Source organism: Streptomyces sp. NPDC032091 (genome assembly GCF_055580265.1).
Map to the genome: position 1 here is coordinate 247,736 of NZ_JBVILR010000008.1, position 23,271 is coordinate 271,006.

Consider the following 23,271-nt stretch of genomic DNA (forward strand, 5'->3'; position numbering starts at 1 on the left):
TGCGGTCCGCCGCCGGGAGCCCTGACGTTGTTTCCCGGCGGCCGAGACCGGGTCCCGTCAGGCGGACGGGCTTGTGCCGGGCGTGGGGGTGGTGCGGGGGCGCTGGGGCAGCAGGGCCTTGCAGGTCTCGAAGGCCTGGGCCGACGCCGGGTCGGAGGTCGGGAAGCCGCGTGTGCCCGGCGCGTTCGGTGAGGCGGACGGCAGGGCCACGCCGTGGTCCTTGAGGCAGCTCGTGAACGCCTTCATGGCGCTGCCGTCTCCGCCGCCCGCGCGGCCGCCCCCGAACGCGGGGCGCAGGCTCGCGCACGCCTGTGCGGCCTCCTGCCGCTGCGGGTCGGCGGACGGTCCGCGGCCGGGGCCCCGGGAGCCCCCGCCCCAGCCGCCAGGGCCGTGCGAACCGCTCGGCCGGGGGGCCGCCGTGACGCCGTGCTGCGCCAGGCACTGGCGGTAGGCGTCCATCGACGTGGCGCCCGGCGACGGTGCGGCGGACGAGGCTCCGGCCGCCGCTCGCGCCGCGCCGCCGTGCCCCGAGGCGCAGCCCGCGAGCAACGCCCCGGACACCGCGAGGAGTACGGCGGACAGGGCCGCCCGGGAGGTGGGGCCGGTGGTGGTCCAGGGCATGTCCGTGGTCTCCTCGGGGCCTCGGTCGGCCGGCGGCTCGGGCACACCGGCGACCGGAACTGAACCGTACGGACGTGGGAGCGGGCCGGGCGCCCGCTGGGAGTTGCCTGGGAACGGGCCGGGCGACGGCACCCGGAACGGCCCGGAGGCCGGGTGTTGTGCACCGTTCATGGCCGTACGTCCGGTTCGGCCGGGAGTCCGGCTCCCAGGGAACTCCCAGGAAGTTCCCAGAACCTCCAAAGCGCGGGCATCCAGCATCCCCTCCATGAAGGTGCTCCCCCGGCGGCGCAGGGCCGTCCTGATCAACTCGACGCTCGCAGTGGCCGTCCTCGCGGGCGTCGGCGGTGCCTACGCGGCGGTGACCGGTGGCGGTGACGGCCCCGCGCGCGGCGGTGCGCGGACCGCCACGGTCACCAAGGGCACCGTCCTCGCGACCGTCTCCGGCTCGGGTTCCCTGAGTTCGCCCAACGACGCGGGGGTGAACTTCACCACCGGCGGCCGGCTCAGCGAGGTGGACGTCAAGGCGGGCGACAAGGTCACCGCGGGCCAGGTGCTCGGCAGGGTGGACGCGACCGCCGTGAAGGAGACGCTGGCGCAGGCCGAGGCCTCGCTGACGGCCGCGCAGGCGAACCTGGCCAAGGCGGAGGCCGGACAGACCCCCGTCACCTCGGGCGGCGGCTCGTCCTCGCGCACCGGGTCCGCCCCGGCACCGGCCCCCACCGTGGATCCGGCGCAGCTGGCCCAGGCCCACGCCCAGCTCACCCAGGCCCAGAACGCCGTGGACGCCGCGCAGCGCGCCGTCGACGGGACCGTGCTGAAGGCCCCGGTCGCCGGTACGGTCGCCTCCGTCTCCGCCAGGTCCGGGGACACCGTCCCGGGCACGAACGGCACCGGGACGGGCAACGGCGGCAGCAGCGGCGGCAACGGGGGCGGGGGCTCGGCCTCCGCCTCGTCCGCGGCCTCCTCCTCCCTGTCCGGGTTCGTGGTGCTGACCAACCCCTCGGGCATGCAGGTGACGGCGAACTTCTCCGAGGCCGATGCCCTGAGGCTCAAGCCGGGCCAGCCCGCCACGGTCACCCTCAACGCGATGTCCGGCAGGACCCTCAACGCCCAGGTGCTGTCCGTCAGCTCGCTGCCCGTCAGCAGCGGCTCCTCCGGCGGGGGCGGGGCGGGCGGCGCGAGCGCCGTGCAGTACGCGGCCACCCTGAACATCACGAGCCCCACCGACGACCTGCGCAGCGGGCTCAGCACCAGCATCCAGGTGGTCGTCGGCGAGGCCTCCGGCGCACTGTCCGTCCCCACGGCCGCCGTCTCGGGCACCGGCGCGAACCGCTCCGTCACCGTCGTGCAGGCGGACGGCACCACGCGGCGCACGCCCGTGACCGTGGGCCTGGAGGGCGACGGTACGGACCAGATCCTCAGCGGGCTGAGCGAGGGCCAGCAGGTGCAGCTCGCCGCCGTGTCCTCGGCCGGCAACGGCGGCTTCCCGACCGGGGCCTTCCCCGGGGGCGCCGGCGGCGCCGGCCGCGGCCGCGGTGGGACCGGGGCCTCCGGCAGCTCCGGGGGCTCCGGCGGCGGCGTCCGCAGCGGCGGGGGCGGGGGTGGCCGCGGATGACGCCGCCGCTGTGGCCGCGCCGGACCCGCCCCGCGGGGCCGCCCGGCGCCGCGGACACCCGGCCGGGCGGCCGGCCCGTGCCACCCGTGCCCGTGCCGCCCGTGATAGAGGTCCGCTCGCTGCTCAAGACGTACGGGCACGGCGACGCGGCCGTCCGCGCCCTCGGCGGTCCCGCCGACCCCGCCACCGGGCGGCGCCCGGGGGTCGACCTGACGATCGAGCAGGGCGACTTCGTCGCCGTCATGGGGAGCTCGGGATCGGGCAAGTCCACCCTGATGAACATCTTCGGCTGCCTGGACGTCCCCACCTCGGGCCGCTACCTGCTCGACGGGATCGACGTGGGCGGCCTGGACGAGCACCAGCTGTCGCTGGTGCGCAACCGGAAGATCGGTTTCGTGTTCCAGTCCTTCAACCTGGTGCCCCGCACCACCGCGGTCGCCCAGGTCGAACTGCCGCTGGCGTACGCGGGGGTCAGGGCCGCCGAGCGGCGCCGGCGCGCGGAGGCCGCGCTCACCCTGGTGGGCCTGGCGGACCGGCTGCACCACCGGCCCAACGAACTCTCCGGCGGCCAGCAGCAGCGCGTGGCCGTGGCCCGGGCCCTGGTGACCGCGCCCGCCATGCTCCTCGCGGACGAACCGACCGGGAACCTGGACAGCCACAGCACCGAGGAGGTCCTGACCCTGGTGGACCGGCTCAACGCCTCGGGCCGCACCGTCGTCCTCATCACCCACGAAGACGAGGTGGCCCGGCACGCCAAGCGGGTCCTGCGCCTGGTGGACGGGCGGATCGTCGAGGACGTCCGGCAGGCGCCCGTGGCGGGACCGCCGCCCGCCCTGCGCGAGCGGCGCCCGGTGGCGGGAGGCGCGCGGTGAACCCGTTCCAGACGCTGCGCTTCGCCTTCGGCGGCCTCGCGGCGAACAAGGTGCGCTCCGCGCTGACCATGCTGGGCGTGCTGATCGGCGTCGCGGCGGTGATCCTGCTCCTCGCCGTCGGCAACGGCTCCTCCCAGGCGGTGAGGGAGTCCATCGAGAAGCTCGGCACCAACGCCCTGACCGTCTCCCCCGGCGGCGGGTTCGGCGGCGGGCGCTCCGGCTCCGCCACCGCGGCCAAGCCGCTGACCGTCGAGGACGCCCGGGCGCTCGCCGACGCCTCGGCGGCACCGCACATCGAGTCGGTGGCCCCCGAGGTCACCACCTCGCAGACCGCGTTGTACGAGGGCACCTCGCACACCGTCGGCCAGGTCGTCGGCACGTACCCGGCGTACTTCAAGGCCTCCAACAGCAAGGTGGCCAAGGGGGACTACTTCGGCAACGACGACGTCCTGGCGTCCCGGAAGGTCGCCGTCATCGGTTCTACGACCGCCGCCGACCTGTTCGGCACGGCCGACCCGGTCGGCAGGAAGATCGTCCTCGGCGGCACGCCGTTCACCGTCGCCGGGGTGCTCACCACCAAGGGCGGCACCGGGTTCCAGGATCCGGACGACGTGGTCGTCGCCCCACTGCCCACCGTGCAGAACGCCTTCACCGGCTTCGGCTCGGTCGGCCAGATCCTCGTCGAGGCCCAGTCCGCGCAGGCGACGACCGAAGCGCAGAACGAGATCACGACGGTGCTGATGGCGCGGCACGGCATCAAGGAACCGGCCGCGCTCGACTTCCGCGTGTCGAGCCAGGCGTCCCTGCTGACCACGCAGGAGTCGACGAACAAGACGTTCACGGTGCTGCTGGGCGCGGTCGCCGCGATCTCCCTGCTGGTCGGAGGGATCGGGATCACGAACATCATGCTGGTCACGGTCACCGAGCGGACCCGCGAGATCGGCATTCGCAAGGCGATCGGAGCGCCACGGGGGGTCATCCTCGGACAGTTCCTCGCCGAGTCGACGCTGCTCTCGCTGATCGGCGGCGGGCTCGGTGTCGCGGCCGGACTGATCGGCTCGCACTTCACGATCGTCGGCATCAGGCCGGTCGTCATTCCGGAGTCGGTCGTCGGCGCCTTCGCCATCGCCGTGGCGATCGGGCTGTTCTTCGGCGGCTACCCGGCCAACCGGGCCGCGAGCCTGCGGCCCATCGAAGCGCTGCGGCACGAGTGAGCCGGCACACGCGGGAACAGGGAGAAGCTGACATGGCACGACGCCGCACCGAACTGGAGAAGAACCCCGGGGCCGACGGGGAGCGGTTCACCCCGTTCGCCGAGGTGTTCACCGCCTCGGCGGACACCCTCGGCGACGCGGAGGTGGAGGCGGAGGCGGAGGCGGAGGCGGAGGCGAGCGCGGACGCGCAGCCGGACGCCCGGCACCCCGAGGACATCCTCGCCGAGCCCCCGGACACCCGGGACATCTCGGCGGAGCTCTCCGCTCCGCCACGCGCGCGGATGCCCTGGCTGACCCTGGCGCTCTCGGGCGGCGTGGTGGCCGGGCTGGCCTTCACCGGGGGCGTCCTGGTGGAGAAGGGCCACCTCCAGGGGACCTCCACCCCGACGGGCCGCGGCTTCGCCGCCGCGGCCGGCGCCGGCCAGGGCCGGACGGGATCCGGCTCCCCGGGCGGCACCGGCTCCGGGACCGGGCAGCGCGGCCAGCGGCAGGGGTTCGCGGGTGCTTCCGGCGGCCCGGGCGCCGGGGCGGGGGTGACCACCGGTACGGTGAAGCTCGTCGACGGCACCACCTTGTACGTCACCGACGCGCAGGGCGGCGTCGTCCGTGTCACCACATCCACCGACACCCAGATCACCGAGGCCAAGAGCGGCAAGGTGTCCGACCTCCAGCCGGGTCAGACCGTCACCGTCCGCGGCACCCAGGACGCCTCCGGCGACGTCGCCGCGGCCTCCGTCGCCCAGGGCGGCGCAGGAGGCTTCGCGGGCGGCGGCCGGGGCTGAGCCGAGAGGGAGGACCGCATGGATTCGGCCGTGCCCGAAGCGAGCCTGCTCGTCGTCGACGACGAACCCAACATCCGGGAGCTGCTGGCGGCCTCCCTGCGCTTCGTCGGCTTCAAGGTCACCTCGGCGGCCACCGGCGGGGACGCCCTCGCCGCGGTCTCCGAGGAACGGCCGGACCTGGTGGTGCTCGACGTCATGCTGCCCGACATCAGCGGTTTCGCCGTGGTGCGGCGGCTGCGCGAGGCGGCCGGTACCGGGCCGGGCGCCGACCAGCTGCCCGTGCTGTTCCTCACGGCGAAGGACGGGGTGGACGACAAGATCAGCGGGCTGACGGCCGGGGGCGACGACTACGTCACCAAGCCGTTCAGTCTGGAGGAGCTGATCGCCCGGATCCGGGCGATCCTGCGCCGTACCGGCACTCCGGGCGGGGACGGCCGACTGCGGGCGGGCGACCTCGAACTGGACCCGGTGGGGCACCAGGTGCTGCGGGGCGGCAGGCCCGTGTCGCTCTCCCCCACCGAGTTCAGGCTGCTCGCGTACCTCATGGCCCACCCCGACCGGGTGCTGTCCAAGATGCAGATCCTCGAACACGTCTGGGCGTACGACTTCGGCGGTGACCTCAGCATCGTCGAGTCGTACATCTCCTACCTGCGCCGCAAGGTGGATTCGGGTGCGCAGGGTGCGCCCAAGCTCATCCACACCGTGCGCGGCATCGGGTACGTGCTGCGGCGCCCGCAGGCCTGACGTGGCACGGAGCGCTCCCCCGCGGCCGCCTCGGGTGCGGCCGCTGCTGCGGCGGCTCGCGAGCCCGCTCGCCGCCCTGTCGCTGCGGGCCCGGCTCGTGGCGCTGTCGATGGTCCTGGTCGCGCTGGGGCTGGCGGTCAGCGACACCGTGGTGCTGGGTTCCGTACGGGCCCAGCTGCTGGGCCGGGTGGACCAGCAGCTCCAGCGGTTCGGCGACTCGATGGCCCACCGGGTGCGGGCCGAGGGGCTGCCGCAGCCGCACGCCGGGCACTCGGCCGGCGGCCGGGCCTGGCTGCCGAGCCAGTACGTGATGGCCTTCGCCGGGGCGGACGGGACGGTGTCTCAGCCGCTGCGCCAGCCCGTGGCGGCCGGGGACCCCGGTCCGCTGTGGCCCGCGATGGACGCGTCGGGGCTGCGCGCGCGGACCGGGAAGCCGTTCGAGGTGCCGAGCGACCACGGTGACGGCACCTGGTGGGTGCTGATCGTCCCGGTGGACGGGGACGACGCGGCGCTCCCCGCGGGGGTGGTGGTCGCGGCTCCGCTGGACGACGTGACCTCCACGCTCGACAGCCTGGAGGACGCCTTCCGGATCATCGGGGTCGTGGTGTCCCTGGTGCTGGCGGTGGCCGGCTGGTTCGCCGTGCGGGCGGGGCTGCGGCCGCTGCGGCGCATCGAGGAGACCGCCGCCGAGATCTCCGCCGGCCGCCCACTCTCGCACCGTATCCCCGGCGCCTCGCCCCGGACCGAGACCGGCCGGCTGAGCATCGCCCTCAACGGCATGCTCACGCAGATCGAGGCGGCGTTCGCGGCCCGCACGGCGTCGGAGACCCGGATGCGGCGCTTCGTCGCGGACGCCGGCCACGAGCTGCGCACGCCGCTGGCGGGGATCCGCGGCTTCGCCGAGCTGTACCGTATGGGCGCCCTCACCGGGGAGGCGGACGTCACGCGGACCATGGCCCGGATCGAGAGCGAGGCCGTACGCCTCGGCGCGCTGGTGGAGGACCTGCTCACCCTGGTCCGGATGGACGAGCAGCGCCCACTGGAGCTGGCCCCGATGGACCTGCGCACCCTCGCGGTGGACGCCCTGCACGACATCCGGGCCCTGGATCCGGCGCGCGAGGTGACGCTGACCGGGCCGGGCGGTCTCGGCCCGCCGGGCCCGGCTCCGGTGGAGGGCGACGAGGCACGGCTGCGCCAGGTGGTGGCGAACCTGGTCGGCAACGCCGTCGCGCACACGCCCGGGGGCTCGCCGGTACGCGTCGGGGTGGGCGTGGTGGACGGGCGCCCGGTGATCGAAGTCGCCGACCGGGGGCCGGGGCTGACCGCGGAGCAGGCGGCCCGGGTGTTCGAGCGGTTCTACCGGGTGGACGCCTCCCGTAGCCGCCAGGCGGGCGGCGGGGCCGGCCTCGGCCTGGCCATCGCCTCCGCGCTCGTCCACGCGCACGGCGGCGACCTGGACCTGGAGACGGCGCCGGGCCGGGGGGCGGTGTTCCGGGTACGGCTGCGCGCCGCCGCCCCCTGACGTCGGCCCGGCCGCCGTGTGCCCCCTACCGCGGCGCCGGCCAGGGGATGTCGGTCTCGGCCGGCCGGTCGTAGTCGACGGAGTCGACGCCCCAGCCGTACAGGGCCCTGACCTCGTCCATGAACCAGTCGGCGCCGGAGCGGGAGGCCCTCAGGGCGCTGCGCGGGTCGGCCCACAGTTCGCGGACGCGGTCCTGGACGGCACCGTCCAGTTCCCAGCCGTCGAGGCGGATCCGCCCCTCCTCGTCGAGGACGAGGGGGCTGCGGCCTTCGAGCTGGTCCCACAGGTCGGCGGCCTGCTCGGCGGTGGTGCGGAAGCCGCCGCCGAGGACGGTGCGCAGGAAGGCGGTGTAGAGGGCGATGGAGGGGATGGCGCTGGAGGCCTGGGTGACGGCGGCGCCCGCCACGACGGTGAAGGCGCGGCCCCCCTTCTCCTTGAGGAGGGGGGAGTCGTCGAGGGCGCGGGCGGTGCGTTCCAGGTGCGCCTTGGCCGCGCCGATGGTGCCCTGCCGGTAGACGGGGGCGGTGACTTCGGAGCCGACGTAGGTCAGGGCGACGGTGGTGAACCCCTCGGCGAGGAGTCCGCGGGAGGCGAGGGCGCGGACCCAGAGGTCCCAGTCGTCGCCGCCCATGACCGCGACGGTCGCCCGGGTCTCCTCGTCGGTGCCGGGTTCGATGCGGGCCCCGGAGACACTCGGCTCGGGGCCGGAGAAGTCCAGCGCGGGGGCTTCGTAGGCGGCGCCGAGCGGTTTGATGACCGAGTGGTGGACCTCGCCGGTGGCCGGGTCGGTACGGCGGGGTGCGGCGAGGCTGTAGACGAGGTGGTCGACCGGCCCGTAGTGCTCGGCCAGCAGGTCCGCGACGTGGGTCTTGGCGTCGGCGGAGAAGGCATCGGTGTTCACGAAGCGGATGTCGTGGCCGTGTGCGGCGGCGAGCTCGGCGGTGGCCGCGGTGCGGTACCAGCCGGCGCTCGCGGTGCGGCGGCCGGTGTCGGGGGTCTCGTAGGCGACGCCGATGCCGCGGATGCCGTGCCGGCGCAGGCCGGTCAGGAGGGTGGCGAGTCCGTACCCGGCGGAGTGCCCCAGGACCAGCGCGACCGGGCGGCGGCCGTCGGTGCGGGGCGCGATGGCGTCCCACGTGCGGTGCACCGTCCGCGCGGCGCCCTCGGGGTGGGAGTTGACGATGAGGAAGCCGCGCTGCTTGGGCTCGATCCGGCGAGGGCTCACGAAGGGTCCGTTCAGTCGGGGGCGTGGCGGACGGGGGCACCGAAGTCCTGGTGCGGCCGTCCGATGTCACCGAGCGTATCCAGCGCTCGGTCGCACGTTTATGACAATCCGTCACGCATCCGGCGGCCGCCCCTTGTGGCCTGCGGCGATTGACAGGCGCGCGGGTTCAGGCCTCCGTCGGCGGCGTGAGCGCGCGCGTCGGCGGCGTGAGCGCGCCCGTGGGCGGCGTGAAGGCGCCCGCCCGGGCGGCGAGGGCGGCGGTGCGGGCGGCCGCGGCGGGCAGGGCAGGGTCCGGCGCCGAGCCCAGCAGCACCAGCTCCTGGTAGAGCGGCGCGGTGGCCGCGATCAGCAGGGGCCGCGCCATGGTCCCCGGCGGGGCCTCGCCCCGCTCGACGGCCCGGGTGACGACCTCGGCCGAGCGGGCGTAGCGGTCCTCCCAGAAGGCGCGCAGGGCGCGGGCCGCCTCGGCGGAGCGGAAGGAGGCCGCGATCAGGGCCGTGGTCAGCGAGGGTTCGGCGGCCACCGCGTCGAGGACCTCCTGGTTCAGGGCCGTCAGGTCGCCCTCCAGGGAACCGGTGTCGGCGGGCCGCCAGGCGTCGTCCGCGGCGGCCTCCAGCAGGTCGGCCAGGAGTCCGCCGACGTCGTGCCAGCGCCGGTAGACCGTCGTGCGGTGCACTCCGGCGGCCTCCGCGACGGAGTCCACGGTCAGCGCGTCGTAGCCCTGCTCGACCAGTCGGCGGCCGGTGGCCTCCAGAACCTGGGCCCGGACGCGGGCGCTGCGGCCGCCGGGCCGGGAGCCGGCGGAAGGGGTGCCTGCGGGGGTGTCACTTGCGGGGCTGGTGGAGTCCATGCCACGATCCTAACGCAACATCCGTAGCTTTAAGGGTTCTCCTGGCAGCCCGTCACCGGAAGGAGCCCGATGACCGAGCACCGTTTCACCCTGCACCCCGTCCCCGGGGCGGCCGGCCCCTACGGCATCACCGCCGGACCCGACGGCGCCCTGTGGGCGACGCTCGTCCACACGGGGGCGGTCCTGCGCCTCCACCCCGACGGGCAGAGCGCGGTGTACCCGCTCGGCGCGCCCGAATCCGGCCCCTCCGTGATCACCGCGGGCCCGGACGGCGCCCTCTGGTTCACCCGGATGCGCGACCACCGGATCGGCCGCATCGCCGTCGACGGCACCCATTCCAGCCACGAACTCACCCCCGGCTGCGCCCCGTTCGGCATCACCACCGGTCCTGACGGCGCGCTCTGGTTCACCGAGACGCAGACCGGGCGGATCGGCCGGATCACCGTCGACGGGCAGGTCTCCGCCTTCCCCCTGCCCGTCGAGGAGGCGTTCCCCTCCTTCATCACCGCGGGCGCCGACGGGGCGTTGTGGTTCACCCTCAACCGGGCCGGTGCCGTCGGCCGCATCACCTGCGACGGGGAGGTCGCGCTGTACCCGCTGCCCACCCCGGGCGCCGCACCCGTCGGCATCGCCGCGGGCCCGGACGGGGCGGTGTGGTTCACCGAGATCGGCGCCGGCCGCATCGGCCGGATCCTCCCGGACGGGACGCTCACCGAGTACCCGCTCGCGGACCCCGGCTGCCGCCCGCACGCCGTCGTCGCGGGGAGCGACGGCGGTTGCTGGTACACCGAGTGGGGGACGGGCCGGCTCGGCCGGATCACCCCGGACGGCCGGGTCACCGGCCATCCGCTGCCCACCACCGCGATCCCCGGCGCCCCCTCCCCCGCGCCCGAACCGCACGGCCTCGCCTTCGGTCCCGAAGGGGCCCTGTACGTCGCCCTGGAGGCGGGCGCCATCGCCCGTTGGCGGCCCTGACCCCGCGGGGCAGGGTCAGGGGGCGCGCCAGATGTTGGCGAAGGCCGCGTTCTCGATCGACCGCCTCTGGCGTACGGCCTCCAGTTCCATCACCGCGTCGTGGACGACGGCCAGGACGGTGGTGACCGCCTCGTCGCCGGGGTCCGCCTCGGCCTCGGCCTCGGGCCGGGTGTCGTCGAGGCCCACGGCCGCGGCGAGGACGGCGAGCACGGGTTCGTTGCGTGCGCGGCGGTCGAGGGCGAGCCGGCGGTCGGCGGTGTCGGCCGGTTCCACCCGGTCGGCCCCGAACGGCGAGCGGCCGCCACGGGTGCGGACGAGCTGCCCGTCCTCCTCCAGGGCGGCCAGGTAGGCGGCGGCCAGCTCATGGCCCCGCCGCCACAGCCAGTCCTCGACCCGCTCGTAGGGCGCGTGCCGGGTGAGGGCGGACGCCGCGTCGGCCAGGAGGCGGTCGGCGGGAGCCCCCGTCCCGCCCGGGACGATGCGGTCGCCGTCCAGGGTGACGGTCCGCGCCTCGATCAGATCGATCAGCTCCGCCCCCGCGAGGGCGAGCGACAGATCGCCCTGCCCCACGGGCCGTTCGGCCTCCGGGTCCAGCGCGATGACGAACAGGTCCTTCGCCGTGCTCATGAACGGCTCCCCTCGCAGACATCCACGATGGTAGGCGCAGCGGACCCCTCCGGGCGAGGAGCGCGACGTCCGGCGCGCCCGTGAACCTCGTCCTGGGCAGGGACTTCCAGCGCCTGGGCGCGGCCCGGGGGTTCTTCACGGCCTGCCTGCGGTGGGACCGCCGGTCACAGGCCGGTGAGGTGCTCGGGGCGGATCGGGGTGCGGTCCAGGGCCAGGCCCGTGGCGTCGCGGATCGCCGCGATGACGGCCGGGGTGGAGGAGAGGGTCGGGGCCTCGCCGATGCCGTGCACCCCGTACGGGGCGTGCGGGTCGGGCAGTTCCAGGTAGTCGACGGGGATCGTCGGCGTGTCGAGGATCGTCGGGATCAGGTAGTCGGTGAAGGACGGGTTGCGCACCTTCGCCGTCTTCGGATCGACGATGATCTCCTCCATCACCGCGACCCCCAGCCCCTGGGTGGTTCCGCCCTGGATCTGGCCGACGATCGACAGCGGGTTGACCGCCCTGCCCACGTTCTGCGCGCAGGCCAGCTCGACGACCTTCACCAGGCCGAGTTCGGTGTCGACCTCCACCACCGCCCGGTGTGCGGCGAAGGAGTACTGGACGTGGCCGTTGCCCTGTCCCGTGACGCGGTCGAAGGGTTCGGTGGGGCGGTGCCGCCACTCCGCCTCGATCTCCACGGCCTCGTCCTCCAGGACGTCCGCGACGGCGGCGAGGACCTCGCCCCCGGCGGTGACGACCTTGCCGTCCGCCAGGCGCAGGCCCGCTCCGGCCCACGCCGGGTGGCCGGCGCCGAACTTGCGCCGTCCGATCTCCAGGACCCTCGCGCGGACGAGTTCGCAGGAGTTCTTCACGGAGCCGCCGGTCATGTACGTCTGGCGGCCCGCGGAGGTCGAACCCGCCGAACCGACCCGGGTGTCGGCGGGGTGGATGGTGACCCGGTCGACGCCCAGCTCGGTGCGGGCGATCTGGGCGTGGATGGTGACACCGCCCTGGCCGACCTCCGCCATGGCCGTGTGGACCATCGCGACGGGCTCGCCGCCCAGGACCTCCAGGCGCACGCGGGCGGTGGAGTAGTCGTCGAAGCCCTCGGAGAAGCCGACGTTCTTGATGCCGACCGCGTAGCCGACGCCGCGGACGACGCCCTCGCCGTGCGTGGTGTTCGACAGGCCGCCGGGCAGGGCGCGCACGTCGGCCTCGCCGTCGGCGGTCTCCCACTGGCGCCGCGGCGGCAGCGGGCGGGCCTTGACCCGCCGCAGCAGCTCGGCGACCGGGGCCGGGTGGTCGACCGGCTGGCCGGTGGGCATGACGGTGCCCTGTTCCATGGCGTTGAGCCGGCGGAACTCGACCGGGTCCATGCCCAGCTTCGCCGCGAGCTTGTCCATCTGGGCCTCGTACGCGAAGCAGGCCTGGACGGCGCCGAAGCCGCGCATCGCACCGCAGGGCGGGTTGTTGGTGTAGAGGCCGATCGCCTCGATGTCCACGTCGTCGATGACGTACGGGCCCACCGAGAGGGAGGCGGCGTTGCCGACGACCGAGGCCGTGGACGAGGCGTACGCGCCGCCGTCGAGCACGATCCTGCACTTCATGTGCGTGAGCCTGCCGTCCTTGGTGGCGCCGTGCTCGTACCGGAGCTTCGCCGGGTGGCGGTGCACGTGGCCGAAGAAGGACTCGAAGCGGTTGTAGACCATCTTGACCGGCTTCCCGGTACGCAGGGCGAGCACGGGGGCGAGGATCTGCATCGAGATGTCCTCGCGGCCCCCGAAGGCACCGCCCACACCGGCCATGGTCATGCGGACCTTCTCCTCGGGCAGCCCCAGCACCGGTGCGATCTGCTTGAGGTCCGAGTGCAGCCACTGGGTGGCGACGTAGAGGTCGACGCCGCCGTCCTCGGCGGGGACCGCGAGACCGGACTCCGGGCCGAGGAAGGCCTGATCCTGCATGCCGAAGGTGTACTCGCCCGTGACGATGACGTCGGCGCGCCGGGCGGCCGCGTCCGCGTCGCCGCGGATGATGGGCTGGCGGTGCACGATGTTGGGGTGCGGGACGTGGGCGGCGTGGTGGTCGTCGCGGTCCTCGTGGACGAGGACCGCGTCCGGTGCGGTCGCGGAGGCCTCGTCCGTGACGAGGGGCAGCTCGCGGTATGCGATCCGTATCAGGGCGGCCGCGCGGCGGGCGGTCTCCGGGTGGTCGGCGGCCACGACGGCGACCGGCTCACCGTGGTGACGGACCTTGCGGTGGGCGAGGACCGGGGTGTCCCGGAACTCCATGCCGTAGTACTTCACCGGGGCCGGCAGGTCGTCGTAGGTCAGCACCGCGCGCACTCCGGGCAGGGCCCGGGCCTCGGCGGTGTCGATGGACACGATCTCGGCATGCGCGACGGTGGAGCGCAGGATCTGACCCCACAGCATGTCCTCGTGCCACAGGTCCGAGGAGTACGCGAACTCACCGGTGACCTTGAGGGTGCCGTCCGGGCGGAGCGTCGACTCGCCGATGCCTCCCCGGGCGGTCCGGGAGCCCTGGGAGACGTCGGTGGGGACGCCGGTGGTGGTTCGAGTTCGAGCCATGGTGCAGACCGCCTCTTCTTCCTGGTGCTCGTGGTGCCTGGTGCTTCCGGGATGCCGGTGCGGACCGCCGGCCGTGCCGCGACCCCCGTGCGCGGCACGTCCCGTGCCGGGCCGGCTGCGCAGAAGTAGACAGCGCGGTCCGGCCGCCGGGGCAGTCACCGATCCCTCAGAGCCTGCGCCCCGCCGCCTGTGGAAGAACGTGCTTTCCCCTGCCCGTACGCCGGTGAGCTGCGATGATCCCGGTGGTGCAAGGGTGGGGCCTGAGGGGGGCGATCATGCGGCTGCGTGAACTTCTGGACGCCGACGGGCTGGGGCTGGTGCTGCTCGTGGGACGGGACGGCGGTGAGGGTGAGACCGCCGCGGACGTGCTCGACCGTGACGTACGGGCGGTCCCGACCCTCGACCTGGCCGACCCCGGACGGTTCCTGCACGGCGGGGAGCTCGTCCTCAGCGAACTCGCGTGGTGGCGCGGGGACGGGGACGCCGAGCCCTTCGTGGGCGCCCTCGCCCGGGCGGGCGTGGCGGCCCTCGCCGCCGGGGAGGCCGCGCACGGACACGTTCCGGACGACCTCGTGCGGGCGTGCCGGCGTCACGGTCTGCCGCTCGTGGCCGTCGGCCCGGAGACACCGTTCGCCGCCGTCACGGAGTACGTGCTGCGCCGGCTGCCCGGCCGGCCCACCGCCGACCTGGCCGCCCGGGTGGAGCGCCACCGCAGGCTCCTCGCCGACGGGGCGTCGGCCCCGGACGCCGTCCTGGAACTCGTCCGGCGGAGCCTGGGGGTCGCCGTGCGCGTCCTGTCCGTGACCGGACGTCAGATCGCCGGGGCCCGGCCCGCGCTGCACGCGAAGACGGCGGCCGCGCTCGCGGCGAGGTACCTGTCCGCACGCCGCTCGGGCGGGCCCGCCGCGCACCGGGTCACGATCGGCGACCGGACCCACTCACTGTTCGCGGTACCGGGTCCCGGCGGGCCGCCGGACCGGGACGAGGCGGCCGAGTTCGGTGACTGGCTGCTCGTCGTGGAGGCCGACACCTCGGCCTGGCCGGCTCCCGAGAAGGAGCTCCTCGACCGCACGGTCGAACTGATCGCCGATGCCCGGTCGGCCCACGAGCACGGGAAGGCCGCGCTCCACGACCTGGCCGGCCGGCTCCTCCCCCTCCTGTACAGCAGCGTGCCGGCGGAGGAGATCCCCGTCCGGCTGAGCGCCACCGCGCAGGCGTTGGTCAGCCGGGTGACGCACTGGCCGCCCTGCCAGTTCGTGGTCGCCGAGGGCCTGCGGCCGGGCGGTCGCCCGGTCCCGGCCGCCGCCCTGCGCGTCCTGCTGGAGGAGGCGCTGCTGCGGCCGGCCGGCCCGGTGCCGGTGTCACCGCGGGACATCGCCGCCACGACCGACGGCGACCAGGCCGTCCTCCTCGTCCTGGTACCGGGCCCCGTCACCGGCACTCCCCCGGACACGCCGTCCGGGCCGGCGGCCGGGCAGGCGGTCGGGCCGGCGGTCGACCCCGCCGCCGTGCAGCGCGGCCTCACGGCGGCGCTCGCCCGCTGGCTCGGCCCGGCCGACCGGGTGTGCGTCGGCGTGAGCTCCCCGGTGGAGACCGCCGCGGGCGCACGCCGCGCGCTGGACGAGGCCCGCACCGCGCTGCGCGCCGCCCTGAACGCCCCGGAGCCGGTGGCCGTGCGCGGCCCGGACGACCTGACCGCACACGTCCTGTCCCTGCTGTCCCTCCTTCCGGCCGAAACCCTGCACGCCTTCGCCGCCCGTCTCCTCGGCCCCCTGCGCGATCACGACAGCCGCCACCGCACCGAGCTGCTGCGCACGCTGAGGACGTTCCTCGACTGCGACGCGTCCTGGACGCGTTGTGCCGCCGAACTCCACCTCCACGTCAACTCCCTGCGCCAGCGCGTCACCCGTATCGAGCAGCTCACGGGGCGCGACCTCGCCTCCCTCGAAACCCGCCTCGACTTCCTCGCGGCCCTGAGGGCGGGCTGACGCCGCAGGGGCGGCCCCGTACGGCTCAGGGCTCTGGACCGGGAATCAAGTCGCCGCATGCACGTTCGGTTAGGCTTACCTTGCCTGCGCGCGGGTCCGGGGTTCCGGTACCACAGCACGGGTGAGGCGGCCCATCGGACGGATCGGACAGAGGCGGGATACAGGTGAGGGACAGTGACCGGAGGAGCCGTGGATAAGGTCGCGGTCACGGCCGGAGCCCTGTACGCCATCGTGCTGCTCCGCGCCGGAGGGACGTTCGCCCTGGGATGGCTGGCCGGCGCCGGCGCCCGGCGCAGCCGGCTCGCCGGGCGGATCTCCTCGGCCAGGTTCCTGCGGGTCGAGCGCGCGATCCAGCGGTGGGGCGCGCCGGGAGTGGCCGTCTCCTTCCTGACCGTGGGTCTCCAGACCGCCGCCAACTTCCTCGCCGGCAGCATGCGGATGCCCCTGCCCCGCTACCTCCCCGCCCTGTTCGTGGGCGGCGCGGCCTGGGCGCTGATCTACGCGACCGCGGGGCTCGGCCTCCTCGAAGTGCTGGGGCGGCTCTTCGCCGAGCGGACGGCCCTCGGGGTGTCGGCCGTGGCCGTCCTCCTCCTCGCGGTGTGCGGGGCGGTGGTGTACCGCAGGAGAAGGACGGCGCGCTCCGCCGGTGACACCGCGGCCGGGGAATCCTGAGCCCCGGATCGCCCGCCAGGGATCGCCCGCACCCGAGGGACCGCCCGCATGCGAGGGGATCGCCGTCACCCTCCGAGCGCGCCGAGCACGGCCGCCGCGACGTGGCGCTGGCCGTCCGGGGTGAGGTGGACGCCGTCCTCCTCCAGACGGCCGTGCGCGGCGGCCCGGGTGTCGACCGTGGTCCCGGGCTCCGCGAGCAGGAACTCCGCGAGCGCGTCGAGGTCCGCGGGGGCCCAGCCGAGCCCGGCCCGCCGGAAGTGCGCGTACCGCGCGACGCGCCCGGGATCGACACCGGTCGGGGTGAGCCGGATCCACCGGGCCCCGGTCCGGCCGACCGTGAGGTCGCGCAGGGCCCGCAGGGCGCGACGGGTCTCGGCGGCGGCGACCAGCGGGACCCCGTCCAGCCGCTGGGCGTCGTTCGCCCCCAGCATGCACAGCACCCAGTCCGGCCGCTGCGCCGCGAGCAGCGGAACGGCCGCCAGGGCCTGGACCGTCGTACTGCCCGGTACGGCCAGGTTGGTGCAGCGGACGCCCTCCGGCAGCAGGTGCCGGAGGATCTCGAACCAGGAGAGCCGGTCGGCGGTGGTGCTCTCCCCGACGGCCACGACGTGCTCGCCCGGCCGGAACGGCAGCCCCGCGAGGCGTGCGGCCGCCCCCGGCGCGGCCGCCAGCGCGGCGGCGGCCTTGCGGTTGCGCTCCTCCAGCCGGTCCAGGTGCGTCCGGTAGCGGGTGCGGTCGAGGCCGAACAGGGGGGCGAGGACGGCCTCGTCGGGGGCGGGGCCGAGGTGGCGCAGGGCCGTCTCGGGCCGGTGGAAGCGGAGCATCCGTTCCGCCCGGTCGTGGTCGGGGACGGCGGTGGTGTCCGTCATGACGGTCGGGCCTCCGTACGGACCCGGCGGCGCGGCAGCAGGAAGCCCGCCGCGATCAGCCACAGCAGGCCGGCGAACCGGGCGACGGGCAGCAGCAGGGCGGCGCCGTCGGTCAGCAGGACCAGCGTGGACAGTTCGGCCACCGCCGCCACGGCCAGGCCCGCGACGGCCAGGGCGCGCGGCAGCACGCCCGCCAGCAGTCCGGGTACGGCGATGCCGGCGACCAGCAGCCCCAGGAAGACGACGTGGGCGGGCCCGCCGAGCCCGAACGCCAGGTGGTGCAGGGCCCGTACGACGTCGGGGCGCCCCGCGACCTCGGGCCGGGACAGCACCCAGGTGACCAGTCCCGAGCAGGCGAGGAAGGCGGAGGCCAGGACGCCTCCGGTGAGGGCGATGGTGGCGCCGGGGGCGCGGACCCCGAGTCTGTGCAGCCGCGCCGAGACGGTCGCGGCGTAGATCGCGAGGGGCACCGAGGCGGCGAACTGCAGGGCGCCGGAGACCCGGACCGCACCGGTGTGGTCGCGGAAGTAGGAGGTCACCGTGTCGGCGGGGCCGAAGGGAGAGGGAAAGACCGCTCCGTCGGCGAGGAGGACGGCGAGCCCGAGCCCGGCGAGGAAGAGGGCGGTGAAGACGACCGCGAGGACGCCGGGCGGCGGCCCGGCCTGCGGGTCACGGCGGGCCTGCGGGGGCGCCTGGGAGGTGGTGGTCACGGCAGTATCCGTTCTCTCAACTTAATGGTTCAGCGAGGAGAATCATTGCGCGTCGCTTACGATAGGCGGGTGAACAGTCCTCGGCAAGCGCAAGCGCGTACGACGGGCCCCGCCCCGGCCACCGGGCCGCGAGGAGCCGCGTTCCTCCTCGCCCAGATCGGCGCGCACGCCGCGGGACGCTTCGCCGAGCGCGTCGGCGACCTGGGGATGACCCCGGCGGACGTCGGGCTGCTGCGCATGATCGCCGGTCAGCCGGGCCGTAGTCAGCGGGCCCTCGCCGAGGAGCTGGGCGTCGTACCGAGCCGTGTCGTCACGCTCATCGACGGCCTGGAGGGCAAGGGCCTCGTCGAACGGCGCCGCAGCGCCGAGGACCGCCGCAACCACGAACTCCACCTCACGGCGGGGGGCGGGCGCGCCCTCGGCGAGGTCTCCCGCGCGGCGGCCGCGCACGAGGACGCCCTGCTGGCCGCCCTCGACCCGGAGCAGCGCGCGCAGCTCCTGGGGCTCCTCGAACGCGTCGCCACCGAACAGGAACTGACGCCGGGAGTCCACCCCGGCTACCGCGGCCGCGGCTGAAGCCGAGGCGTGCGGGCGTTCGGGGGGACGCACGTCAGGGTGGAGACCCAGGGTCGGGTGGGACGGGTAGGGGGCGGGAGCGTTGTAGGGGTGTTGGTATTCCTGTGAGGAACGGAAACTCCTGTGACTTCTGTGGCGTTACCCGCCGTCGAGACCCTGCTGCGGCGGACCCTCGGTGAGCGACGCATGGGCCTGGTGGCTTGGCGCCTGCTCGTGTTGCAGATCGCCCACCCCGTCGTCGCCGCCGGCATGGACCGGTACTCCACCTACCGCGCCCACCCCTGGCGGCGGATCGAGCACACCATGGAGAGCGGGAGCCGGCTGTTCTTCGCCGGGCCGGAGGAACGGCGCCTGGAGGTGGCCCGGCTCGGGCGGACGCACCGCCGCATCAGCGGGACCGACGCGGCCGGCCGGCCGTACAGCGCCGAGGATCCCGAGGTGCGCGGCTGGGTGATGGTGACGCTGTACGAGTCCATGACCGCGATGCGCGAACTGTCCGGGGATCCCCTGTCCCCCGCCGAACGCGACATGCTGTACGCGGAGTTCCTGGAGGTGTGCACCGCCCTCGGGATCCCGGTCGAGGTGCTCCCGGCCGGCGCCGCCGAGGTCCCGGCGTACGTCGAGCGGATGGTCCGGGAGGTCCTGGAGTACGGCCCCGAGGTGCGCGACCTGCTCCACGGGATGCTCCGCCAGGCCCCCGCCCCGCGCCGGCTGGGGCGGCTCGCGCCCGCGTGGCCGCTGCTGCGGGTCGTGGTCGCCCGTGCGCTGGCCGCCCTCACGGTCAGCGACCTCCCGCCGGCCTGGCACGAGCGGTTCGGGACCTCGCGGGGCCCCGCGGGCGCCGCGCTGTCGTGGACCCTGCACCACGGGCTGCGCCACGCCATGCAGCTGGCTCCCGACCGGATCCGCTACCGCCACCGGTCGGTGAGCGGGGCACCCGCGCCCGCCCGGGCCTCGGTCCCCCGGGCCCGGAACGGGGGCGACTCGCGTCCGGCCCGGCTGGAGGCGTTCTTCCGCCAGGTGCTGGACCAGACCGGCAACGGCCGGGTCGACTCCGCCGACCTCCAGGCCATGGTCCACACCGTCTGCTGGCGGCTCGAACTGCCCGCCGAGCGGGAGGACGAGGTGTACGCCGCGTTCGAGGGCTGGTGGCGGCAGCTCCGTGGGGCGGCCGACACCGACGGCGACGGGGGCGTGGACTGCCGCGAGTTCGTGTCCGCGATGCTGGCCGGGGTGGACCGTGACCCGGGGTACCTGGAGAAGGGCCTCGTACCGGCCGTGCGGGCCCTGTTCCGGGCGGCCGACACCGACGGCAGCGGCCACCTGGGGGCGGACGAGTACCGGCGGCTGTTCGGGGGCCCGCGGGTGCACCCGGCCGAACTCAACGACGGGTTCCGGGAGCTGGACGCGGACGGGGACGGCCAGGTCGACGAGGAGGAGTTCGTCACCGCGTTCTGCGCCTTCTTCACCGCCCGGACCGCGGGCGCGGCGGGGGCGGGGCTGCTCGGGCGGGCCTGAAGCGAAATTCCGCGCCCGCGCGGGCCGCTGATGCCGTGGCCGGCGGTGGTCCGGGTCGCCCCTGCGGCCCACAGGGCCGTCACGGTGCCCGGAGGCCGTCAACCGCGGGTGGCCCGGCAGGGGTTCTGCCGGGCCGGCCGGGGGCGGGTGGTCAGGAGCGCGGGGAGACCTGGACGATGGCCTCGATCTCGACGAGCTGCTCGGGGACCGACATGTCGCTGACGCCGACGATGGTGTCGGTCGTGCGGTGGTTGCCGACGTACTCCTTGTGCAGGCGCGCGGCCGTGTCGAAGTTCTGGCGGAGGTCCTTGGTGAAGATCTTCATGCTGATGATCTGGCTGCGCGGGACCCGGTAGTGGGCGAGGACCTTGTCCAGGTTGTCGAACGAGGTGCGGACCTGCTTCTCGAAGTCGCCGGCGCCCACGAAGTTCCCGGCCGCGTCGTGGGAGACCTGCCCCGAGATGTAGATCGTGTCCCCGGCCCTGATGCCCTGCGAGTAGCCGTAGGACTCCTCCCACGGCACCCCGAACCCGAAGTGGTCCCAGCCCCGGCGCGCCTGGTCCTGCGCGCTGGCCCCCTCCGGCGCCGTGAAGGTGATCATCGCGGCCACGATCGCGGCCGCCACGGCGCCGATGCCGAACCTGCGCCCTGACTTGGTCATTCCCTTGGTCCTTTCGTCCCCGGTGGAGCCTGGAGCCCTGACGCTGTCACGGGCGGAAGGAGAACTCCTCGTACGGGGATCGAGCGGAGGTCAGCCGGAGGTGGAGAGGCCGGAGCGCTCCAGTGCGCGCAGGACGGCCTGCCGGTCGGCTTCCGCCTCCTCGTCCCCGTCCCCGTCCTCGCCGCCGTCATCGGGGACGAGCAACGCTTCGGCCTCGGGACGGGTGAGACGGCCGGCCTCCGCCACGCTCAGCAGGTGCGCCGCCCGTTCCCGGGGCAGGCCCCGCTCGGAGCGCACCAGCAGGTCCAGGGCCTCCTCGCGGACCGCGAAGCGGCTCATGCCGCAGTCCAGGCCGTCGTCCGGCAGTCCGTCCGGGTAGGGCGCACGGGCCCAGGCGCCGTCCTCGTACCAGTAGACGCAGCCCAGTTCCTTGCCGTCCAGGAGCTCCCGCAGCCGCTCGAACGGCAGCCAGTCGGGGGCCTGGGCCAGCATGTCGATCTCCGGGTCGTGCCACTTGACCCCGCTGGACTCGTCCTCGCCGTAGAGGACGTAGCGGCCCTGGCCCATCGGGGCGAGGGTCCACCAGGTGCAGCCGCAGTCGTCGAGGTGCAGTCCCGCCCCGTCGATCCAGGTGCCGGTGCGGTGGACGCCGTGCGTCTCCGCGTCCGCGGTGGCCTCCAGCACGGCGGCCAACGCCCAGCGGGCCCACAACAGTTCGGCCGCGGGGAGGTCCTCGGGCCTGCCCGGCCTCTCGATCGCCATGGGGTGCCGCTCCTTCGCTCCTCGTACGGGTGCTCCCCGATCGTAGGGCAGGGCGCGCCCCGGTCAGCGGCGGGTGCGCAGGAGGGAGGCCGGGCTGACGCCGTAGGCGGCACGGTGGGCCCCGGCGAAGCGCCCGAAGTGCCCGAAGCCCCATTTCGCCGCGATGGCGGTGACCGAGGCCGTGGCCGGGTCGGCGGACTTCAGCTCGGCGTGGGCGCGGGCCAGGCGGACCCGTCGCAGGTAGGCGAGGGGGGTGGTCCCGGCGTGCCGGTGGAAGGCGTACTGGACGGCCCGGGGGCTGAGCGGGATCGAGGCGGCGATCTCGGCGAGGCCGATGTCGCGGTGGGCGTTGGCCTCGATGAAGTCGATGGCGCGGCGCAGGGTGTCGCTCGTCGCGTCCCGCCTGTCCCTCCGTGCGGGGGTGGGGTCGGCGTCGGTGTGGGGGAAGGCGGCGAGGGCGGTGGCGGCCAGGAGGCGCACGGCGGTGGCGACGACGAGCGGGTCCTGGGCCGCCGGTCCGGCCATGACGTCGTCACGCAGGTAGGCGACGGTCCGCGCCAGGAGCCGGTCGGCTGCGGCGTCGTGCGCGCGCTGTCCGGTCAGGCGTACGGGGCCGGGGGCGGCGGCGACACCGGTGAGGAGGCCGGGGTCGAACATGGTGATGGTGTAGGAGGCGGCACGCACCTCGCCGGTATACGGCCGGTCCGGCTGGGCGATGAGGAAGGTCTCGCCGGGCCCGTGGATCTCCTCCTGGCCGCCGGTGGTGTCGACCACCGTGCCGTCGTGGATCGTCAGCAGGCAGATCCGCTCCAGGCAGCCGGCGTCGTAGGCCATCGTGTAGTCGAAGGCGAGTTCGTCGACGGTCAGCCCGGGGGCCGCGCGCCGCTCGACCCGGGTGCCGGTCCGCTCGGGGCGGCCGCCGATGCGCATCGGCGTGTAGGCGGAGGAGAGGAAGGCCTCCGTCTCGCTGAGGCTCTCACTGGCGAACGACAACCGCTCCACGATCCGCACCTTCCGCGACACGACGCCGGGCCGCCGGCCGGGGCCGCGCGGTTCCTGGGCCTACGACGCTACGCCGACCGTGCGGCGGACGAAAACCGCCCCCGGCCGGCCGGGCCCGCGCCGCACCCCTTCGGCCACTTTGCACGGGCCCGCGCAGCCCGTACACTGAACGCGTTCAGTTGAACGTGTTCAATTCATTGGGGGGATCATGAAAGTCGACCGGGACCCGGACGTCGCGGCGCCCGTCCACTGGCTCCGCAAGGGCCTGGCCGTGGCCGCGACCGTGGTCGCCGTGCCCGTCGTGGCCTGGGGGTTTCCGAGCGGAGTCGGCGGGCTGTTCGTCCTGACGGCCATTCCCGTGGCGCTCCCGCTGCTGACCCTGCGCACGCACCGGTCGTCGGGATTCGGCCCCGCCTGCGTGGCCGCGGGGCTCGGGCTCCTCTGCTGGGGGCTGCTGGGCGTGATGCTGGGGATGTTCCTGTTCTGGCCGTCGGCCCTGCTGCTCCTGCTCGCGGCGTACGCGGACCCGCGCCGGCGCCCTGTCACCGCGCGGGTGGCCGGCGCCCTGGGGGCCGTGGTGACGGCGGCGGCGCTCGCGTGCTGCGCCGCCTACGTCTGGCACTTCTACCTCGCCCCCGTGTGGACCCCGCCCCACACCTACCGGGCCCAGATCAGCCCCGGAGCGAGGCCGCCCATCGGGACCATCGAAAGCCGCCTGACGGAGTACGGGGCGACGCACGTGTGGGGATCGGAGTCCGACGGCGGCACCCACCTGGACGTCCGCTTCCCCGACGGGCTCTCCGAGCCGGAGCGCGCGAGCCTGAGGCGGGAGATCGCCCGGCTGCCCGGCATCAGCAGGGTCGGCCTCTGCTCCGTGTCCACCTGCGGCTGAACCACCCCGG

At 74.9% G+C, this 23,271-nt stretch carries 22 protein-coding genes; 12 read left to right on the plus strand and 10 right to left on the minus strand.

Annotated features, from left to right (window positions below; all coding sequences use genetic code 11):
- Positions 1-57: 57 nt before the first annotated feature.
- Complete coding sequence (locus tag ACZ5NJ_RS16210; protein WP_468765518.1) at positions 58-621, minus strand: hypothetical protein; 564 nt, start codon at positions 619-621, stop codon at positions 58-60.
- A gap of 265 nt (positions 622-886) precedes the next feature.
- On the opposite strand from ACZ5NJ_RS16210, the gene ACZ5NJ_RS16215 reads away from it, so the two are divergent.
- The 6 genes from ACZ5NJ_RS16215 (at position 887) to ACZ5NJ_RS16240 (ending at position 7,370) form a co-directional block, all read left to right on the plus strand.
- Positions 887-2,236: an efflux RND transporter periplasmic adaptor subunit gene (locus ACZ5NJ_RS16215; protein WP_468765519.1), complete on the plus strand. Its 1,350-nt coding sequence runs from the start codon at positions 887-889 to the stop codon at positions 2,234-2,236.
- Positions 2,233-3,108 (plus strand): ABC transporter ATP-binding protein, encoded by an 876-nt coding sequence (locus ACZ5NJ_RS16220; RefSeq protein ID WP_468765520.1) that lies wholly within the window; start codon positions 2,233-2,235, stop codon positions 3,106-3,108. Before ACZ5NJ_RS16215 ends, ACZ5NJ_RS16220 begins: the two co-directional genes overlap by 4 nt.
- The gene (locus ACZ5NJ_RS16225) at positions 3,105-4,322 is read left to right on the plus strand and encodes an ABC transporter permease (protein ID WP_468765521.1); all 1,218 of its coding nucleotides are present in this window, start codon (positions 3,105-3,107) and stop codon (positions 4,320-4,322) included. The genes ACZ5NJ_RS16220 and ACZ5NJ_RS16225 overlap by 4 nt, the downstream gene beginning before the upstream one ends.
- Positions 4,323-4,354: 32 nt before the next feature.
- Entirely contained in the window at positions 4,355-5,104 is a 750-nt protein-coding gene (locus ACZ5NJ_RS16230) for a hypothetical protein (protein ID WP_468765522.1), read from the plus strand.
- An 18-nt stretch (positions 5,105-5,122) separates the two neighbouring features.
- Positions 5,123-5,848 carry a response regulator transcription factor gene (locus tag ACZ5NJ_RS16235; protein WP_468765523.1) on the plus strand — a complete coding sequence of 242 codons (726 nt, stop codon included), beginning with the start codon at positions 5,123-5,125 and terminating at the stop codon, positions 5,846-5,848.
- A gap of 109 nt (positions 5,849-5,957) precedes the next feature.
- Complete coding sequence (locus ACZ5NJ_RS16240) at positions 5,958-7,370, plus strand: sensor histidine kinase (protein ID WP_468765562.1); 1,413 nt, start codon at positions 5,958-5,960, stop codon at positions 7,368-7,370.
- A gap of 25 nt (positions 7,371-7,395) precedes the next feature.
- Here ACZ5NJ_RS16240 and ACZ5NJ_RS16245 read toward each other — a convergent pair whose 3' ends face one another.
- Together ACZ5NJ_RS16245 and ACZ5NJ_RS16250 are read right to left on the minus strand one after the other, a co-directional pair.
- Positions 7,396-8,595 (minus strand): enoyl-[acyl-carrier-protein] reductase FabV, encoded by a 1,200-nt coding sequence (locus ACZ5NJ_RS16245; protein ID WP_468765524.1) that lies wholly within the window; start codon positions 8,593-8,595, stop codon positions 7,396-7,398.
- Positions 8,596-8,761: 166 nt separating this feature from the next.
- A complete protein-coding gene (locus ACZ5NJ_RS16250; protein WP_468765525.1) occupies positions 8,762-9,445 on the minus strand; it encodes a TetR/AcrR family transcriptional regulator in 684 nt (227 codons plus the stop codon).
- A gap of 69 nt (positions 9,446-9,514) precedes the next feature.
- Here ACZ5NJ_RS16250 and ACZ5NJ_RS16255 point away from each other — a divergent pair, with 69 nt between their 5' ends.
- Positions 9,515-10,420 carry a Vgb family protein gene (locus ACZ5NJ_RS16255; RefSeq protein WP_468765526.1) on the plus strand — a complete coding sequence of 302 codons (906 nt, stop codon included), beginning with the start codon at positions 9,515-9,517 and terminating at the stop codon, positions 10,418-10,420.
- A 15-nt stretch (positions 10,421-10,435) separates the two neighbouring features.
- On the opposite strand, the gene ACZ5NJ_RS16260 is transcribed toward ACZ5NJ_RS16255, so the two are convergent.
- Entirely contained in the window at positions 10,436-11,047 is a 612-nt protein-coding gene (locus ACZ5NJ_RS16260) for a GPP34 family phosphoprotein (protein ID WP_468765527.1), read from the minus strand.
- A 164-nt stretch (positions 11,048-11,211) separates the two neighbouring features.
- Positions 11,212-13,611 (minus strand): xanthine dehydrogenase family protein molybdopterin-binding subunit, encoded by a 2,400-nt coding sequence (locus ACZ5NJ_RS16265; protein ID WP_468765528.1) that lies wholly within the window; start codon positions 13,609-13,611, stop codon positions 11,212-11,214.
- 275 nt (positions 13,612-13,886) lie between these two features.
- Between ACZ5NJ_RS16265 and ACZ5NJ_RS16270 the strand changes: the two genes are divergently transcribed.
- Together ACZ5NJ_RS16270 and ACZ5NJ_RS16275 are read left to right on the plus strand one after the other, a co-directional pair.
- On the plus strand, positions 13,887-15,599 hold the full coding sequence (locus ACZ5NJ_RS16270; RefSeq protein WP_468765529.1) for a helix-turn-helix domain-containing protein: 1,713 nt from the start codon (positions 13,887-13,889) through the stop codon (positions 15,597-15,599).
- A 189-nt stretch (positions 15,600-15,788) separates the two neighbouring features.
- The gene (locus ACZ5NJ_RS16275) at positions 15,789-16,271 is read left to right on the plus strand and encodes a DedA family protein (protein WP_468765530.1); all 483 of its coding nucleotides are present in this window, start codon (positions 15,789-15,791) and stop codon (positions 16,269-16,271) included.
- Between the two features lie 65 nt (positions 16,272-16,336).
- On the opposite strand, the gene ACZ5NJ_RS16280 is transcribed toward ACZ5NJ_RS16275, so the two are convergent.
- The gene (locus tag ACZ5NJ_RS16280) at positions 16,337-17,140 is read right to left on the minus strand and encodes an SGNH/GDSL hydrolase family protein (RefSeq protein WP_468765531.1); all 804 of its coding nucleotides are present in this window, start codon (positions 17,138-17,140) and stop codon (positions 16,337-16,339) included.
- Entirely contained in the window at positions 17,137-17,850 is a 714-nt protein-coding gene (locus ACZ5NJ_RS16285; protein WP_468765532.1) for a hypothetical protein, read from the minus strand. Before ACZ5NJ_RS16285 ends, ACZ5NJ_RS16280 begins: the two co-directional genes overlap by 4 nt.
- 69 nt (positions 17,851-17,919) lie before the next feature.
- Between ACZ5NJ_RS16285 and ACZ5NJ_RS16290 the strand changes: the two genes are divergently transcribed.
- The gene (locus tag ACZ5NJ_RS16290) at positions 17,920-18,426 is read left to right on the plus strand and encodes a MarR family winged helix-turn-helix transcriptional regulator (protein WP_468765533.1); all 507 of its coding nucleotides are present in this window, start codon (positions 17,920-17,922) and stop codon (positions 18,424-18,426) included.
- Between the two features lie 123 nt (positions 18,427-18,549).
- Positions 18,550-19,944, plus strand: coding sequence for an oxygenase MpaB family protein (locus ACZ5NJ_RS16295; protein ID WP_468765534.1), 1,395 nt, complete (start codon positions 18,550-18,552; stop codon positions 19,942-19,944).
- Between the two features lie 151 nt (positions 19,945-20,095).
- On the opposite strand, the gene ACZ5NJ_RS16300 is transcribed toward ACZ5NJ_RS16295, so the two are convergent.
- The 3 genes from ACZ5NJ_RS16300 to ACZ5NJ_RS16310 form a co-directional block, all read right to left on the minus strand.
- Positions 20,096-20,605, minus strand: a complete 510-nt coding sequence (locus ACZ5NJ_RS16300; RefSeq protein ID WP_468765535.1) for a RidA family protein — start codon at positions 20,603-20,605, stop codon at positions 20,096-20,098.
- A 90-nt stretch (positions 20,606-20,695) separates the two neighbouring features.
- The gene (locus ACZ5NJ_RS16305) at positions 20,696-21,367 is read right to left on the minus strand and encodes a hypothetical protein (protein WP_468765536.1); all 672 of its coding nucleotides are present in this window, start codon (positions 21,365-21,367) and stop codon (positions 20,696-20,698) included.
- Between the two features lie 63 nt (positions 21,368-21,430).
- Positions 21,431-22,369, minus strand: coding sequence for a helix-turn-helix transcriptional regulator (locus ACZ5NJ_RS16310; protein ID WP_468765537.1), 939 nt, complete (start codon positions 22,367-22,369; stop codon positions 21,431-21,433).
- A gap of 208 nt (positions 22,370-22,577) precedes the next feature.
- Between ACZ5NJ_RS16310 and ACZ5NJ_RS16315 the strand changes: the two genes are divergently transcribed.
- Positions 22,578-23,261, plus strand: coding sequence for a hypothetical protein (locus ACZ5NJ_RS16315; protein ID WP_468765538.1), 684 nt, complete (start codon positions 22,578-22,580; stop codon positions 23,259-23,261).
- The last annotated feature ends 10 nt before the right edge of the window (positions 23,262-23,271 follow it).

Bases quoted from the DNA above. Each gene is read 5' to 3' on its own strand.
- ACZ5NJ_RS16210 (WP_468765518.1), bottom strand. From the start codon at position 621: ATGCCCTGGACCACCACCGGCCCCACCTCCCGGGCGGCCCTGTCCGCC.
- ACZ5NJ_RS16215 (WP_468765519.1), top strand. From the start codon at position 887: ATGAAGGTGCTCCCCCGGCGGCGCAGGGCCGTCCTGATCAACTCGACG.
- ACZ5NJ_RS16220 (WP_468765520.1), top strand. From the start codon at position 2,233: ATGACGCCGCCGCTGTGGCCGCGCCGGACCCGCCCCGCGGGGCCGCCC.
- ACZ5NJ_RS16230 (WP_468765522.1), top strand. From the start codon at position 4,355: ATGGCACGACGCCGCACCGAACTGGAGAAGAACCCCGGGGCCGACGGG.
- ACZ5NJ_RS16235 (WP_468765523.1), top strand. From the start codon at position 5,123: ATGGATTCGGCCGTGCCCGAAGCGAGCCTGCTCGTCGTCGACGACGAA.
- ACZ5NJ_RS16240 (WP_468765562.1), top strand. From the start codon at position 5,958: ATGGTCCTGGTCGCGCTGGGGCTGGCGGTCAGCGACACCGTGGTGCTG.
- ACZ5NJ_RS16250 (WP_468765525.1), bottom strand. From the start codon at position 9,445: ATGGACTCCACCAGCCCCGCAAGTGACACCCCCGCAGGCACCCCTTCC.
- ACZ5NJ_RS16255 (WP_468765526.1), top strand. From the start codon at position 9,515: ATGACCGAGCACCGTTTCACCCTGCACCCCGTCCCCGGGGCGGCCGGC.
- ACZ5NJ_RS16260 (WP_468765527.1), bottom strand. From the start codon at position 11,047: ATGAGCACGGCGAAGGACCTGTTCGTCATCGCGCTGGACCCGGAGGCC.
- ACZ5NJ_RS16265 (WP_468765528.1), bottom strand. From the start codon at position 13,611: ATGGCTCGAACTCGAACCACCACCGGCGTCCCCACCGACGTCTCCCAG.
- ACZ5NJ_RS16270 (WP_468765529.1), top strand. From the start codon at position 13,887: ATGCGGCTGCGTGAACTTCTGGACGCCGACGGGCTGGGGCTGGTGCTG.
- ACZ5NJ_RS16280 (WP_468765531.1), bottom strand. From the start codon at position 17,140: ATGACGGACACCACCGCCGTCCCCGACCACGACCGGGCGGAACGGATG.
- ACZ5NJ_RS16300 (WP_468765535.1), bottom strand. From the start codon at position 20,605: ATGACCAAGTCAGGGCGCAGGTTCGGCATCGGCGCCGTGGCGGCCGCG.
- ACZ5NJ_RS16305 (WP_468765536.1), bottom strand. From the start codon at position 21,367: ATGGCGATCGAGAGGCCGGGCAGGCCCGAGGACCTCCCCGCGGCCGAA.
- ACZ5NJ_RS16315 (WP_468765538.1), top strand. From the start codon at position 22,578: ATGAAAGTCGACCGGGACCCGGACGTCGCGGCGCCCGTCCACTGGCTC.